General features: G+C 73.0%; 14 protein-coding genes. 6 read left to right on the plus strand and 8 right to left on the minus strand.

Features of this window, described 5'->3' with window-relative positions; all coding sequences use genetic code 11:
- Positions 1–127 precede the first annotated feature (127 nt).
- On the plus strand, positions 128–547 hold the full coding sequence (locus tag CHF16_RS06050) for a TIGR03668 family PPOX class F420-dependent oxidoreductase (RefSeq protein ID WP_089324919.1): 420 nt from the start codon (positions 128–130) through the stop codon (positions 545–547).
- Positions 548–557: 10 nt separating this feature from the next.
- Here the strand turns inward: CHF16_RS06050 and CHF16_RS06055 are convergent, their stop codons facing one another.
- Both CHF16_RS06055 and CHF16_RS06060 read right to left on the minus strand, forming a co-directional pair.
- Entirely contained in the window at positions 558–1,556 is a 999-nt protein-coding gene (locus tag CHF16_RS06055; protein ID WP_245868248.1) for an ADP-ribosylglycohydrolase family protein, read from the minus strand.
- 25 nt (positions 1,557–1,581) lie between these two features.
- On the minus strand, positions 1,582–2,382 hold the full coding sequence (locus CHF16_RS06060; protein ID WP_245868249.1) for an AraC family transcriptional regulator: 801 nt from the start codon (positions 2,380–2,382) through the stop codon (positions 1,582–1,584).
- A 63-nt stretch (positions 2,383–2,445) separates the two neighbouring features.
- Here CHF16_RS06060 and CHF16_RS06065 point away from each other — a divergent pair, with 63 nt between their 5' ends.
- Positions 2,446–2,856 (plus strand): DUF2000 domain-containing protein, encoded by a 411-nt coding sequence (locus CHF16_RS06065; RefSeq protein WP_089324920.1) that lies wholly within the window; start codon positions 2,446–2,448, stop codon positions 2,854–2,856.
- Here the strand turns inward: CHF16_RS06065 and CHF16_RS06070 are convergent.
- Positions 2,831–3,925, minus strand: coding sequence for an acyl-CoA dehydrogenase family protein (locus CHF16_RS06070; RefSeq protein WP_089324921.1), 1,095 nt, complete (start codon positions 3,923–3,925; stop codon positions 2,831–2,833). The two genes, CHF16_RS06065 and CHF16_RS06070, sit on opposite strands and share 26 nt — an antisense overlap.
- 93 nt (positions 3,926–4,018) lie before the next feature.
- Positions 4,019–4,261, minus strand: a complete 243-nt coding sequence (locus tag CHF16_RS06075; protein WP_089324922.1) for a hypothetical protein — start codon at positions 4,259–4,261, stop codon at positions 4,019–4,021.
- A gap of 147 nt (positions 4,262–4,408) precedes the next feature.
- Here CHF16_RS06075 and CHF16_RS06080 point away from each other — a divergent pair, with 147 nt between their 5' ends.
- Together CHF16_RS06080 and CHF16_RS06085 are read left to right on the plus strand one after the other, a co-directional pair.
- Entirely contained in the window at positions 4,409–4,987 is a 579-nt protein-coding gene (locus tag CHF16_RS06080; protein ID WP_281259328.1) for a Uma2 family endonuclease, read from the plus strand.
- A 69-nt stretch (positions 4,988–5,056) separates the two neighbouring features.
- Positions 5,057–5,977, plus strand: coding sequence for an NADP-dependent oxidoreductase (locus CHF16_RS06085; protein WP_089324924.1), 921 nt, complete (start codon positions 5,057–5,059; stop codon positions 5,975–5,977).
- 47 nt (positions 5,978–6,024) lie between these two features.
- Here the strand turns inward: CHF16_RS06085 and CHF16_RS06090 are convergent, their stop codons facing one another.
- Together CHF16_RS06090 and CHF16_RS06095 are read right to left on the minus strand one after the other, a co-directional pair.
- On the minus strand, positions 6,025–7,110 hold the full coding sequence (locus tag CHF16_RS06090; RefSeq protein ID WP_089324925.1) for an epoxide hydrolase family protein: 1,086 nt from the start codon (positions 7,108–7,110) through the stop codon (positions 6,025–6,027).
- Between the two features lie 121 nt (positions 7,111–7,231).
- Positions 7,232–7,981 (minus strand): SDR family NAD(P)-dependent oxidoreductase, encoded by a 750-nt coding sequence (locus tag CHF16_RS06095; protein ID WP_089324926.1) that lies wholly within the window; start codon positions 7,979–7,981, stop codon positions 7,232–7,234.
- Between the two features lie 101 nt (positions 7,982–8,082).
- On the opposite strand from CHF16_RS06095, the gene CHF16_RS06100 reads away from it, so the two are divergent.
- Positions 8,083–8,907, plus strand: coding sequence for a helix-turn-helix transcriptional regulator (locus CHF16_RS06100; RefSeq protein WP_089324927.1), 825 nt, complete (start codon positions 8,083–8,085; stop codon positions 8,905–8,907).
- Here CHF16_RS06100 and sbnB read toward each other — a convergent pair.
- Positions 8,898–9,923: a 2,3-diaminopropionate biosynthesis protein SbnB gene (gene sbnB / locus CHF16_RS06105; protein WP_089324928.1), complete on the minus strand. Its 1,026-nt coding sequence runs from the start codon at positions 9,921–9,923 to the stop codon at positions 8,898–8,900. The two genes, CHF16_RS06100 and sbnB, sit on opposite strands and share 10 nt — an antisense overlap.
- Before the next feature lie 28 nt (positions 9,924–9,951).
- Positions 9,952–10,932, minus strand: coding sequence for a 2,3-diaminopropionate biosynthesis protein SbnA (gene sbnA, locus CHF16_RS06110; RefSeq protein ID WP_089324929.1), 981 nt, complete (start codon positions 10,930–10,932; stop codon positions 9,952–9,954).
- A gap of 237 nt (positions 10,933–11,169) precedes the next feature.
- Here sbnA and CHF16_RS06115 point away from each other — a divergent pair, with 237 nt between their 5' ends.
- Complete coding sequence (locus tag CHF16_RS06115; protein WP_089325082.1) at positions 11,170–12,711, plus strand: amino acid adenylation domain-containing protein; 1,542 nt, start codon at positions 11,170–11,172, stop codon at positions 12,709–12,711.
- Positions 12,712–13,121 lie beyond the last annotated feature (410 nt).

The following is a 13,121-nucleotide window of genomic DNA, read 5'->3' on the forward strand; positions in this document are numbered from 1 at the left end:
GTTCTCCGTCGCGGCCATCAAGCCGAAGCGCGCAGGCATCACTTCAGGCGACACCTGAGCCTCCAGATGATCAAGATCTAGCTATGTAGTACTAGGTCGTGGCAGGCTGAGGTGGCAGGCTGAGGGAGTGCCGAAGCTTCCGCCGGACGAGGCGCGCCGGCTGCTGGCGACCGCCCGCGTCGCGCGCCTGGCGACCGTGGGCGAGGACGGCCGCCCGCACCTGGTCCCGGTGACCTTCGCCGTCCACCGGGGCGCCGTCTACACGGCGGTCGACCACAAGCCGAAGAGCCGCCGCGACCTGCGGCGGCTCGCCAACATCCGCGCCAACCCGCGCGTCGCGCTGCTCGCGGACCACTACGAGGACGACTGGGACCGCCTCTGGTGGGTCCGCGTGGACGGCCGCGCGGCCGTCGTCGACGACCCGGCGCGCATGGCCGAGCCCGTCGCGCTCCTCGCGGACCGCTACGCCCAGTACCGCGACCGCCCGCCCGAGGGCCCGGTCATCGCCGTCACCATCGACGCCTGGACGGGCTGGTCGGCGTCCTGAGCCGGCGGGGTCAGTCCCACGCTCCGCCGATCCGCGCCAGATCCGCCGCGTACTCGATGCGGGCCCGCCACTCGTCCGGCCAGGCGTCCAGGCCGAGGTGCGCGCCCGCGAAGGCGCCGGCCAGGCAGGCGATCGAGTCGGAGTCGCCGGAGCTGGCGGCGCCGCGCCGGATCGCCTCGACCGGCTCGTCCGGGAACAGCAGGAAGCACAGCAGCCCCGACGCGAGCGCCTCCTCCGCGACCCAGCCCGCGCCGGTGATCTCGCAGGGGTCGGACGCCCGGTCGCCCCGCGCGACGGCCTCGTCCAGGCGGTCGAGGACGGCCAGGCACTCGTCCCAGCCGCGGGCGATGAACGTCTCGGGGGCGTCCATCCCCGGCCGCTGCCACAGGTCGCCGAGCCAGCGCCCGTGGTACACCGTGCGCTGCTCGTGGCAGCGGGCCCGGAGTGCGGCGGGCAGGTCGGCGGGGGCCATGCCGTCGGCCAGCCACCGGACGGCGAACGCGGTCAGCTCGCTCGCCGCCAGCCCGGTCGGGTGGCCGTGGGTGAGGGCGGCCTGGAGCTGGGACGCTGCGGCGCGGGTCTCGTCGGTCAGTCCGGGCGCCAGGCCCACCGGAGCGACGCGCATGTTGGCGCCGCAGCCCTTGGAGCCCGCCACGGTGGCGTCCACCCAGGGCTTCCCGGCCTCCAGATCGCGGCACGCGCGCAGGCACGTGTTGCCGGGCGCGCGGTTGTTGTCGGGGCTGTTGAGCCAGTCGACGAAGCGGCGCCGCCACATCGGGGTGATCAGGTCGGGGGTGAAGGGAGGGTTCGCCAGGGCGTCGAGCAGGGCCAGGCCGACCGCGATGGCCATCTGCGTGTCGTCGGTGACGAGCGCGGGATCGCCGGTGAGCTCCGCGGGGCCGCGGTCCCCAAAGCGCCGGTGGATCTGCTTCATGGTGAGGAACTCGGTCGGCGCTCCCAGGGAGTCGCCGTACGCCAGCCCGAACATCGCCCCGCTCGCCCGCTTCATGGCGGGCATTCTTCCTCAACCAGGCTCAACCGGCACGCTGGAAGCGGCCCGGCGTCATCCCGTAGCAGCGGACGAACCACCGCGTCAGATGGCTCTGGTCGGCGAAGCCGGTGCGGGCCGCGACCTCCCCGGCCGCGACGCCCCGGGCGAGCAGCCGCCGCGCGGCGCGCAGCCGGAGCTGCCGCTGGTAGTCGCTCGGCGCCATCCCGTACGCACGCCGGAACGCCCGGTACAGCGCGAACCGGCTGCAGCCCGCCGCCTCGGCCAGCTCGTCGGCGCCGACGTCGTCCAGGTACGCCTCCTCCAGCCGCCGCCGCGCCCGCTCGGCGGCGCCGCCGGCCTCTCGCACGCCCGGACGCCGGGTGGCGGCCCGCGCGACCATCGCGCCGACCGTCGCGGTCAGCAGCTCGTCCCGCCGCAGCGCCGTCGCGCCGCCGAGGAGCGCCGCGTGCAGGCCGCGCAGGTTCCGCGCCAGCACGGGGTCGTCGACGACGGGGGAGCCGAACAGCGGGAGGCCGGCGGGCCGTCCCGCCATGTCGGCCAGGACGTCCGCGACCAGCCCGGGGCCGATGTGGACGATCCGGTACGTGAAGCCCAGCTCGTCGGCGGCGTGGCCGTCGTGCGGGTCGTCGGGGTTGAACGCGATGACCATCCCGGCCGCGCTGGTGTGCGCGCCGCCCCGGCAGCGGAACGCCTGGTAGCCGTCCTCGGTCACGCCGAAGGAGTACGTCTCGTGGCTGTGCCGGTGGTACACGTGCCGCTCGAAGTGGGCGTGCATCGCCTCCAGGGGGCGGTCGGGCGACCGCCAGTACCGGCTCCAGTCCACGTTTCCAGTGTCGCGCACGAGCGTTCAAGACGGGGACCGGTCCGCCGGGGCACCCTGTCCGGCATGCGTTTCGACACCAAGATCGGGATCGTGGTCCGGGACGACCTCGCCGCGTGGCAGCGGCTCAACGTGACCGCGTTCCTGGCCAGCGCCGTGGCGGGCGGCGTTCCCGGCGTGATCGGCGAGCCGTACGAGGACGGCTCCGGCAACCGGTACCTGGCGATGTTCCGGCAGCCCGTGCTGGTCTACGAGGCGGACACGGCCGCGATCGCGCAGGCCCACGCGCGCGCCCTCGCCCGCGGGATGGACATCGCCGTCTACATCGAGGACATGTTCAAGACCGGCCACGACGAGGCCAACCGCGCGACCGTCCGCGCCGTCACCGCCGAGGACATGCCCCTTGTCGGGTTCGCCCTGCACGGGCCGAAGAACGGAGTGGACAAGGTGCTCAAGGGGTTGCGGCTGCACCCGTGAGCCCGGCGAGGGCGGCGAGCCGCTCGCGGTGCCGGTCCGGCGCGCCGAACAGCTGCCGCGACCCCTGCGCGCGCTTGAAGTACAGGTGCGCGTCGTGCTCCCAGGTGAAGCCGATGCCGCCGTGCAGCTGGATCGCCTCGCCCGCCGTGTGGAAGTAGGCGTCCGAGCAGTACGCCTTCGCCAGCGCGGCCGCCGCCGGCAGCTCCTCCGGGCTCTCGTCGGCGGCGGCCGCCGCGTTCAGCACCGCCGACCGCGCCGACTCCACCAGCACGAACATGTCCGCGCACCGGTGCTTGACCGCCTGGAACGACCCGATCGGGCGGCCGAACTGGTGCCGGACCTTCACGTACTCCACCGTCATGTCCAGGGTCCGCTGCGCGCCGCCGAGCTGCTCGGCCGCCAGCGCGACGGCCGCGACGTCCAGCGCCCTGAGCAGCGCCTCCCGCCCGCCGACCTTCCGCGCGGGCACCGCGTCGAACTCGATCCGGGCCAGCTTCCGCGTCTGGTCGAGCGTCACGGCGGGCGTCCGGACGAGCCGCGAGACGTCCTCCACGGCGTAGAGCCCGACGCCGTCCCCGTCCCGCGCCGCGACCAGGACCACGTCGGCGATGTGCCCGTCCAGGACGAAGTCCTTGCTCCCGCTCACCGCGCCGTCCCGGTACACGGCCTTCACGTCGCCGGGGTCCCACGACCCGTCCTCGGCCACCGCCAGCGTCGCGATGGTCGAACCGTCCGCGATGCCGGGCAGCAGGTCGTGCCCGCCCTCACCGGCCTCCAGCGCCGCAGCCGCGATGATCGTCGAGAGGAAGGGAGCGCACATGACGGCCCGTCCCATCTCCTCGAACACGACGGCGAGCTCCCGCACCCCGAACCCGGCGCCGCCGTGCTCCTCGGCGATCGCGAGGCCCTGCAGCCCGAGCTGCTCGGCCATCTGCGCCCACACCTTCGGGTCGTAGCCCTCGGCCGTCTCCATGAGGCGCCGCACCTCGGCGGAGGGGGACCGGTCGGCGAAGAAGCGCCGCAAGGCGTCCCGCAGCTCCCGCTGTTCCTCGGTGACGACGAGCTTCATTCCGGCGGCCTCCCACGCGCGTCCAGTCGTACCCGGGCCATGGTGCCGCGCGCCGCCGGGCCGCCTCACCGGCGTTCCCATCCAGCGGGACGGTCAGGGCGCCCAGTCGTGCGGCCCGAGCACGTACCCCTCGCTGGTCGAGTGCAGGTGGTTGATCGACACCAGGTGGCCGAGCGCGGCCCACAGGTCCTCCTCGGGCGCCTCGACCAGCGCCCCGATCGTGTCGAAGTCGGCCGCGCCGCGCTCCTTGTCGATCTCCGCCACGGTCTCGTACACGACCAGCTCGAAGTCCGACAGCTCCTGGACGTCCCCACGTCCGACATCTCGCTCATCCATAAAGAAACCGTGCCCACTCCCACCCGCGTTCTATCTGCCGGTCGAGCTGCGCGAGCCGGAGGAACCACGATCCGTATGTGAAAGGTGGCGCTCCGCTCATAGACTCGCCCGCGAGGAAGGGAGCATAGGGAGCAGAGCATGACTGCGATGGTTCGTGAGTCTCCAGCATGTGGAGAAGGCGTTCTCCTGCAAGGTTTCCTCGCCCTCGGTACCCCGGAGGGCTTCCGAGCCCAGCTGATCGACGGAGAGATCGTCGTGACCCCACCCCCCAGAGGCGACCATGAGGCGTGGATCGCCGAAATCTCCCTGCAGATCGTGCGGGAGTCCCCTCGGCGGTTCCACTGGGCCGGCCGGAAGGGCCTGATCATCCCAGGCGGCGAGGACTGCCCGGAGATGCGCGTGGTCCCGGACATGGTCGTAGCACCTGCCGAGCGACGGATCTTCCGAGGTGCTCGCCAGTGGATGGAGGTCGAGTCCGATCAGGTCTCCATGGTCGTCGAAGTCACCTGTTCTCGGCCGGAGCTTGATCGAAGCAGCAAGCGGACCGGGTACGCGCGGGCGGGCATCCCGCTCTACCTCCTGGTGGACCGCGAGGAGGAGGCGGTGACGCTGTTCAGCGGGACGGACGGCGAGGACTACCGCCACACGGACCAGGCGCCGTTCGGCAAGTCCCTGCCCCTGCCGGAGCCGATCGGGATCGAACTGGACACCTCCGGCTTCGCCTGAGCCGCGGGTTGTCACACGGGCCGGTGGATCGTCGTCCTCCTGGGGAAGCCATCTTCGAGGAGGTCAACCATGAGAGCTGTACGCATACACAAGCGCCCTGACGTTGAGGGTGAGGGGCTGGTCCTGGAGGACGCGCCGCGCCCGTACGCGGCCACCGGTGACGTGATCGTGGAGGTGCGCGCTGCGGGGTTCGTCCCCGACGAGCTCGACTGGCCCGGAACGTGGGTCGACCGGGCCGGGCGCGACCGGACGCCCACGATCCCCGCCCACGACGTGGCGGGGGTGGTCAGCGAGGTCGCCTACGGCACCGCCGGGTTCGCCGTCGGCGACCGCGTGTTCGGCCTGACCGACTGGCACCGCGACGGCGCGGCGGCCGAGTACGTCGCCGTCGAGGCGCGCAACCTCGCGCCGATCCCCCCGTCGCTGTCCTTCACCGAGGCGGCCGCCCTGCCGCTCGCCGGGCTGACCTGCTGGCAGGCGCTGTTCGTCCACGGCGGCCTGCGCGAGGGCCAGACGGTCGTCGTGCACGGCGGGGGCGGCGGCGTGGGGAGCCTGGCCGTCCGGCTGGCCGCCGACGCGGGCGCGCACGTCATCGCCACCGGCCGGGCCCGCGCCGCCGACGTCGCGCGGCAGATGGGCGCACACGAGTTCGTCGACCTGGAGAGCGAGCGCTTCGAGGACGCCGTCGAGCCCGCCGACGTCATCTTCGACACCATCGGCGGCGACCTGCTCGCCGCCTCGGCGAGCCGGGTGAAGCCGGGCGGCGCGCTGGTCTCGGTCGCGGAGCCGCCGCGGGTCGAGCCGCCGGACGGGCGCGCCGTCTACTTCATCGTCGAACCCGACCGCGGCCAGCTCGCCGAGATCGCCGAGCGCGCGGAGGCGGGCCGGGTCCGCGCCCACGTCGGCGCCGTGTACCCGCTGGCCGAGACCCGCGAGGCGTTCGCGGCCAAGCGGCGGGGCGTCCCCGGCAAGGTGGTGATCGAGGTCTGACGCGCGGCCGGCCGCGAGCCCCGCGGCTCGCGGCCGGCGGGCGCCCGTCAGGCGTCCAGCGCGAGGAAGAAGTCCCGGACGTCGGCGGCGAACGGCTCCGGCACCTCCATCGCGGCGAAGTGGCCGCCGCGGTCGAACTCCGACCAGTGCCGGATGTCGTAGAGCCGCTCGGCCAGCGGACGCACCGACTGCGTGATGTCGTGCGCGAACACCGCCACGCCGACCGGCACCCGGCAGGGCGCGGCCTGGCCCCGCGGCGCGTCGTGGTGCAGCCGCGCCGAGGACGCCGCCGTCGCGGTCAGCCAGTACAGCGAGACGTCGGTCAGCATCCGGTCGTCGGCGACGGGGGTGGCCGGGTCGGTCCACTGCGCGAAGCGCTCGGCGATCCAGACGAGCTGGCCGACCGGCGAGTCGGTCAGCGCGTAGCCGATGGTCTGCGGGGTGAGGGCCTGCAGCGCCTGGTAGGGCGGGCGGTTCGCCATCAGCTCCCGGACCCGGTCGAGCCGGGTCTCGTCGGTCTCGGACAGCGTGACCCCGGCGTCCGGGTCGGGCCGGGTCGGCAGGTAGTTGACGTGCACGCCGGCGACGTGCTCGGGCGCCGCCGCGCCGAGCGACAGCGAGATCCCGGCCCCGAAGTCGCCGCCCTGCGCGCCGTAGCGCTCGTACCCGAGCCGGCGCATGAGCTCGGCCCAGGCCCGCGCGATGCGGGGGGCGCCCCAGCCGCGCTCGCGGGTCGGCCCGGAGAACCCGTAGCCCGGGATGGACGGGATCACCAGGTGGAAGTCGCGCGACAGCGGCTCGATCACGTCCAGGAACTCCAGGAACGACCCGGGCCAGCCGTGCGTGAGGATCAGCGCGAGCGCGTCCGGCTTCGCCGACCGGACGTGCACGAAGTGGATGTTCTGCCCGTCGATCTCGGTGGTGAAGTGCGGCAGCTCGTTGAGCTCCGCCTCGTGCTCGCGCCAGTCGTAGTCGGTGCGCCAGTACTCCGCCAGCTCCTTCGCGCGTGCCAGCGGGAAACCGTAGTCCCACCCGGCGCCCTCGACCTCGTTCGGCCACCGGGTGCGGGCGAGCCGGTCGGCCAGGTCGTCGAGGTCGGCCTGCGGGACGTCGATACGGAAGGGCTTGATCATGATCGCGGCTCCACGGATGCGAACGGTGTTATGTTGGCGTCGCCAACGTTGGTAGCGCCAACGCTAACATAACTCGTTGGGTGGGCCAACAGTTCGCTGGGCAGCCGTCATCTGGCTGAGGTCACTGAGCCGTCCAGCCGCCGTCCACGGCGAGCAGGGCACCGGTGACGAAGGCCGCCGCGTCGGAGGCGAGGAACGCCACGGCCTCGGCGACCTCCTCGGGGCGGCCGATCCGGCCGATCGGGTGGGACGGGCCGAAGGACGCGAGCATCTCGCGGCCGTTCTCCACGACGCCCTCCATGATGTCGGTGTCGATGACGCCCGGCAGGACGGCGTTCGAGCGGATGCCCTTGGGCCCGCCCTCGATGGCGAGGACGCGGGTCATCTGCGCCAGCGCGCCCTTGGAGGCGGCGTAGGCGGTCTGCGTCTCGAACGCGACGACGGAGGAGACCGACGCGATCGACACGATGGCGCCTCCGCCCGCGTCCTCCATCACGCGGAACGCCTCGCGGGCCTGGACGAAGTTCCCGCGCGCGTTGACCCGCAGGATGTCCTCGAAGTCCTCGACGGTCGTCTCGGTGACGGGCTTGTTGAGGGTGCGCCCCGCGTTGTTGACGAGGACGTCGAGGCGCCCGAACCGGTCGAGCGCCAGCCGCATGGTCGAACGGGCGAGGTCCTCGTCGGCGACGTCGCCGACCAGTACCGCCACGTCGTCGGCGGCCAGTTCCTTCACGGCGGGGGACCGGTCGGTGACGACCAGCCGGGCGCCGCGGTCGCGCAGCAGCAGGGCGGTGGCGCGGCCGATGCCGCGGGCGGCGCCGGTGACGACGGCGACGCGGCCGGTGAGATTCCAGGTTGCAGGGAGCGTCATGGCTCCGACGATGGCGGACGGGGCCGCGAACGGGCAGGCCGCGGTGTTCCTGGGAGCGGTGCACCCGGGAACGGGGCGCGCCCGCCGCCTAGCATGGCGGCATGCGTTCCGAGCTAGGCGCCTACCTCATGGCCCGGCGGGCCCAGGTCACGCCGGGCGAGGTGGGCCTGCCCGCCACCGGCCTGCGCCGGGTCCCCGGCCTGCGGCGCGAGGAGGTCGCGATGCTCGCCGGGGTCAGCGCCGACTACTACGTCCGCCTGGAGCAGGGGCGGGAGAGGTCGCCGTCGGCCCAGGTCGTCGACGCGCTCGCGGTCGCGCTGCGGCTGGCCGAGGACGGCCGGGCGCACCTGTTCCGGCTGGCCGGGCTCAGCCCGCGCGCGGGGGCCGCCGCCGCCACCGGCCACGTCGATCCGAGCCTGCTCCAGCTGATGGACGCCTGGCCCGGCAACCCGGCGATCGTCTACAACCGGGCCTACGACGTGCTCGCGTCCAACGCGCTCGCCGACGCCCTGTTCCACGACTGGGCGCACTCGCGCAACCTGATGCACGTGGTCTTCACCGACCCGGCCGCGCGCACCTTCTACCGCGACTGGCACGAGGTCGCGCGCAACAGCACGGCCGGTTTCCGGCTCGGGCACGGCGAGGCGCCCGGCGATCCGCGGATCCGCCGGGTCCTCGCCGAGCTGCTGGAGGGCAGCCCCGAGTTCGCCGCGCTGTGGGCGCGGCACGACGCGCGCGGCAAGGCGCTGGAGCGCAAGCGGTTCCATCACCATGCGGTCGGGCCGCTGACGCTGACCATGCAGACGTTCGACGTCCGGTCGAGCCCGGGGCAGGAGCTCGTCGTCTACCACGCCGAGCCCGGGTCGGCGAGCGCCGAGGCCCTCGCCCTGCTCGGGTCGCTCGCCGCGACCGGGCGTCAGCCGTAGCGCTTCAGTTCGTGGAAGAAGCCGGGGACGGTGTGCAGCGCGCCCGATGCGGCGACCTGGTCGTAGACGTACTTGGCCACCGCCAGGTCGAGGACGCCCAGGCCGAACGGCGAGAAGACCACCGGCTTGTCGGCGGGCGGGGCCGTCCGCTCCGTGAGCACGTCGTAGAGGGTGCCCGCCACGAAGTCGCGGTCGCCGACCTTCTGCTCGGCCAGGTGCGGCGACGTGTTGGCCTTCATGCAGTGCTCGACGTCGTCCACGATGTTGTACGACGACAGGATGATCTCGGGGGAGAGGTCGCGCAGCGACACGTGCAGCACGAGCGGGTTGTGCGCGAACCAGGCCGGGTCGTGGACGTGCGGCTCGCCCGCCACGGTGGCGAAGACGATCAGGTCGGACGCGCGGATCAGCGACTCGGCCGAGTCGTGGATCGTGATCTCGCCCTTCTCCGACCGCCCCAGGTACTCCTTGAACCCCTCCGCATGCTCCGCCGAGAGGTCGTGGACGCCCAGCTCGTCGAAGGTGAAGCCGTTGCCCGCCAGGTAGGTGTGGATGTAGCGGGCGATGAGGCCGGCGCCGACGAACCCGACGCGCCGGGGCCGGTCGCCGCGGGCGTCGGCGAGGGTGGCGGCGGCGAGCGCGGCGGACGCGGCGGTGCGCGCCGCGGAGATGATCGAGCTCTCCAGGCACGCGAACGGGTAGCCGGTGTCGGCGTCGTTCAGGATCAGCACGGCCGAGGCGCGCGGGATGCCGCCCGCGACGTTGCCCGGGAAGCTGGAGATCCACTTGATGCCGTGCACGCCGACGTCGCCCTTGACCGAGGCGGGCAGGGCGATGATCCGGTCGGACGGGCGGTCGGGGAACCGCAGGAAGTAGGAGTCGGGGTTGACGGTCAGCCCCTCGCCGTGCAGCCGGTAGGCCGCCTCGACCATCCGGGTGACCTGCTCCTCGCGCCCGGCGACGGCCTCGTGGACCTGCGCGCCGGAGACCACGGCGAATGCCGGAACCTGCGTCATGGTGGGAAAATCCGCCTTTTCTCGATGATCAGTCGCCGGGGAGTCCGGCCGGGCCGTCGGAGAGCAGGTCGCCGAAGTGCTCGCGCACCCAGCCCTCCGCGTAGATGGAGTCCAGGTAGCGCTCGCCGAGGTCGGGGGCGATCGCCACGGCGACCGGGTCCTCGCCGGGGTACTTGGCGTCCAGCCAGCGGGACGCGCCGGACACGACGGTGCCGGTGGAGCCGCCGAACAGGAACCCCCGGGCGGCGAGCGCGTGCACGGTCCGGATCGTGTCCGTCTCGGGGACGTGCACGACGTCGTCGATGAACGACTCGTCGATGAGGGCGGGCCTGCTGCTGGTGCCGAGGCCCGGCACCATGCGCCGCTCCGGGAGGCCGCCGAAGGTGACGGAGCCGACCGCGTCGACCGCCACGATCGTGACCGGGCGGCCGCGCTCGCGGAAGTAGCGGGCGCAGCCCATCAGGGTGCCCGTGGTGCCGGCGCCGACGAAGAGAACCTCCAGGTCAGGGAACTCGCGGTCGATCGCCGGGGCGGTCTCGCGGTAGTGCGCCATCCAGTTGTTGCGGTTGGCGTACTGGTTCAGCCAGACGTACCGCTCGTCGGACTCGCACAGGTTCCGGACGTAGGCGATCCGGCCGCCGAGGTAGCCGCCGTTGGCGTCCCGGTCGGAGACCACCCGGACCTCCGCGCCGAGCGCCCGCATGACCCGCATCGACGCGGGGTTGCAGCGCGGGTCGGTGACGCAGACGAACCGCAGGCCGCGGCTCGCGGCGATGAGGCTGAGCGCGATCCCGAGGTTGCCCGACGACGACTCGACGATCACCGACCCGGCGGTGAGCGCGCCGTCGCGCTCGGCCGCCTCGACCATCGCGGCGGCCGCCTTCAGTTTGACCGATCCGGCGAAATTGAAGCCCTCGCATTTGAGGTAGAGCGGCCGTTCGATGACATGCCGCAAATCGACGTAAAGGTCGTCGACATTGAATTCCTGCGGCGAGGTGATTATCGGCACGCGTCCACCCTCAAATGAAGAGGCAATTTCCCTCAACTTCCCCCGAGTTCGCCGCCGGGCCTCACGCCAGAGCCATGCGGAGCCTCACCGTACCCGCGAGCAAGTTGCCGTCGCAACCCCCCGATTACTCGTTGGTAGGTTGGAATGCGAGATGCTTCTGGCAGGTGCCGGACATAAGCTATGGCTCCGCTTGTATTGCTGTTACAGCGGAGTGGTTCTACATCACGGAGCGTAATGATGACTGCTCGCGGACCCGCCGCGGACCGGCTGCTGCCCACGGCCGGGCTGCCCGCCCTGGACGTGCCCGCGGCCGAGGCCGCGCGGGCCCGGGAGCTGGCCGCCCGGCACGGGATGGTCCGGGAGCTGGAGGTCGACCTGGGCGACCCGGTCGTCACGCGGGTCGAGCGGTTCGCCGCCGAGCGGGACCGCCCGGCGGTCACCGACGGGGACCGCACGCTCTCCTATGCCGAGCTGGCCGCCGAGGCCCGCCGGCTCGCCGCGCTGCTGGAGGCGGAGGGCGTGGAGCCCGGCACCGTCGTCGGCGTCGGCGGCGGCCGCCGCGCCGAGGTCATCGCCGCGTTCCTGGCGATCGAGCTGGTCGGCGCCCTGTACGTGCCGGCAGACGAGACCTGGCCCGCCGGGCGCGTCCGCGACGTCCTCGGGCAGGCGGGCGCGTCCGTGCTGGTCGCGGTGGACGGCGAGCGCGGCGCCCCGGCCCTGGCGGCGGGCGCGGCCGAGGCCGGCTGCCGGGTCGTGGACGCGGCGCGGGCGCGCGGGCTCGCGCCGTGGCCGGGCGAGCCCCGCCTGACCGGCCCCGACCAGCCCCGGTACGTGCTGTTCACCTCGGGTTCGACGGGCCGGCCGAAGGGCGCCGTGGTCGAGCACCGGGGCATGCTGAACCACCTCTGGGCGAAGATCGTCGATCTGGAGCTGACCGGCGCGGACGCCGTCGCGTTCACCGCCCCGCTCGGGTTCGACATCTCGATCTGGCAGATGCTGTGCCCGCTGCTGACCGGCGGCCGGGTCGAGGTGATCGGCGACGAGGTCGGGCACGACTCCGCCGCCTTCGCCCGCGCCGTGGACGACCGGGGCATCACGGTCGTCGAGCTCGTCCCCACCATGGTCAGGCACCTGCTCGACGACCTCGCGCCCGGCGCGTCCGGCCCCGGCGGGACGGCCCCCGGAGGGCGTCCGCTGGCCGGCCTGCGGTGGATGATCGCGACCGGCGAGGAGCTGCCGGCCGAGCTGTCGCGCCGCTGGCTGGAGGCCGTGCCGCACGCGCGGCTGCTGAACGCCTACGGCCCCACCGAGTGCTCCGACGACGTCACCCACCACACCGTGACGGCCGGCGACCTGGAGCTCCTGCGCCTCCCGATCGGCACGCCCATCGTCAACGCGCGCCTGTACGTCCTGCGCGAGGACGGGGGGTCCTGGGCGGCCTGCGACATCGGGGAGACGGGCGAGCTGTTCGTCGGCGGGGTCGTCGTCGGGCGCGGCTACCTGGGCAACGACGAGCGGACCCGCGAGGCGTTCTACCGCGACCCGTTCGACCCGGAGTCCCCGACGGGCCGCCTCTACCGGACGGGCGACGCGGTCCGGCTGCTCCCCGCGGGCGCGGGCGGCGAGGACCGGCCCACCCTGCAGTACCTCGGGCGCGTCGACCGGCAGGTCAAGATCGCCGGGGTGCGGATGGAGCTGGGCGAGATCGAGGCGGTGCTCCAGCGGCACCCCGGGGTGCGCGCCGCCGCCGTGGTCGTCCACGAGTACCCGTCCCGCTGATGGCCGCCCGGGCCGATGGCCGCCCGGTTGATGATCACGCTGGGTGACCGGTGTGGGCCGTTCCGGTTGTCAACCTTTGTCATCGGATGAGCGTCGCGACCGCCGTGGCGCGCGGCGCGGGCCCGTCGTTTTGTCACTCCCGTTAGCAACCGGACCGGTCAACTTCTACTTATGAGGGGATTGCGAGGCATGTGACAGGCTGGTTGACTGTGACCTCGCTACTCCTGAGTAGAACACGGGTCGAGGGCGGTTCCGGTCGAGCGCGGAAAGCGGCGGCGCTCTGTATTGGCGGGAACACAGGGCGTTGACTCCGGGAAAGTGCGGGCCGATCGCGTTCCCGGCGCAGGCTCGGGGTGAAAGGGGACGGGGCAAGCCCGATCAGTTCTGTGGTCATTTGTTTTGAATTTCTG

This window comes from Actinomadura meyerae (assembly GCF_900188445.1).
Taxonomy (GTDB): Bacteria; Actinomycetota; Actinomycetes; order Streptosporangiales; family Streptosporangiaceae; genus Spirillospora; species Spirillospora meyerae.

Excerpts from the sequence above, each read along its gene's own strand:
- CHF16_RS06115 (WP_089325082.1), top strand. The coding sequence starts at position 11,170 with ATGACTGCTCGCGGACCCGCCGCGGACCGGCTGCTGCCCACGGCCGGG.
- CHF16_RS06090 (WP_089324925.1), bottom strand. The coding sequence starts at position 7,110 with ATGATCAAGCCCTTCCGTATCGACGTCCCGCAGGCCGACCTCGACGAC.
- CHF16_RS06100 (WP_089324927.1), top strand. The coding sequence starts at position 8,083 with ATGCGTTCCGAGCTAGGCGCCTACCTCATGGCCCGGCGGGCCCAGGTC.
- CHF16_RS06055 (WP_245868248.1), bottom strand. The coding sequence starts at position 1,556 with ATGAAGCGGGCGAGCGGGGCGATGTTCGGGCTGGCGTACGGCGACTCC.
- sbnB (WP_089324928.1), bottom strand. The coding sequence starts at position 9,923 with ATGACGCAGGTTCCGGCATTCGCCGTGGTCTCCGGCGCGCAGGTCCAC.
- CHF16_RS06070 (WP_089324921.1), bottom strand. The coding sequence starts at position 3,925 with ATGAAGCTCGTCGTCACCGAGGAACAGCGGGAGCTGCGGGACGCCTTG.
- CHF16_RS06095 (WP_089324926.1), bottom strand. The coding sequence starts at position 7,981 with ATGACGCTCCCTGCAACCTGGAATCTCACCGGCCGCGTCGCCGTCGTC.
- CHF16_RS06080 (WP_281259328.1), top strand. The coding sequence starts at position 4,409 with ATGGTTCGTGAGTCTCCAGCATGTGGAGAAGGCGTTCTCCTGCAAGGT.
- CHF16_RS06075 (WP_089324922.1), bottom strand. The coding sequence starts at position 4,261 with ATGGATGAGCGAGATGTCGGACGTGGGGACGTCCAGGAGCTGTCGGAC.
- CHF16_RS06065 (WP_089324920.1), top strand. The coding sequence starts at position 2,446 with ATGCGTTTCGACACCAAGATCGGGATCGTGGTCCGGGACGACCTCGCC.
- CHF16_RS06085 (WP_089324924.1), top strand. The coding sequence starts at position 5,057 with ATGAGAGCTGTACGCATACACAAGCGCCCTGACGTTGAGGGTGAGGGG.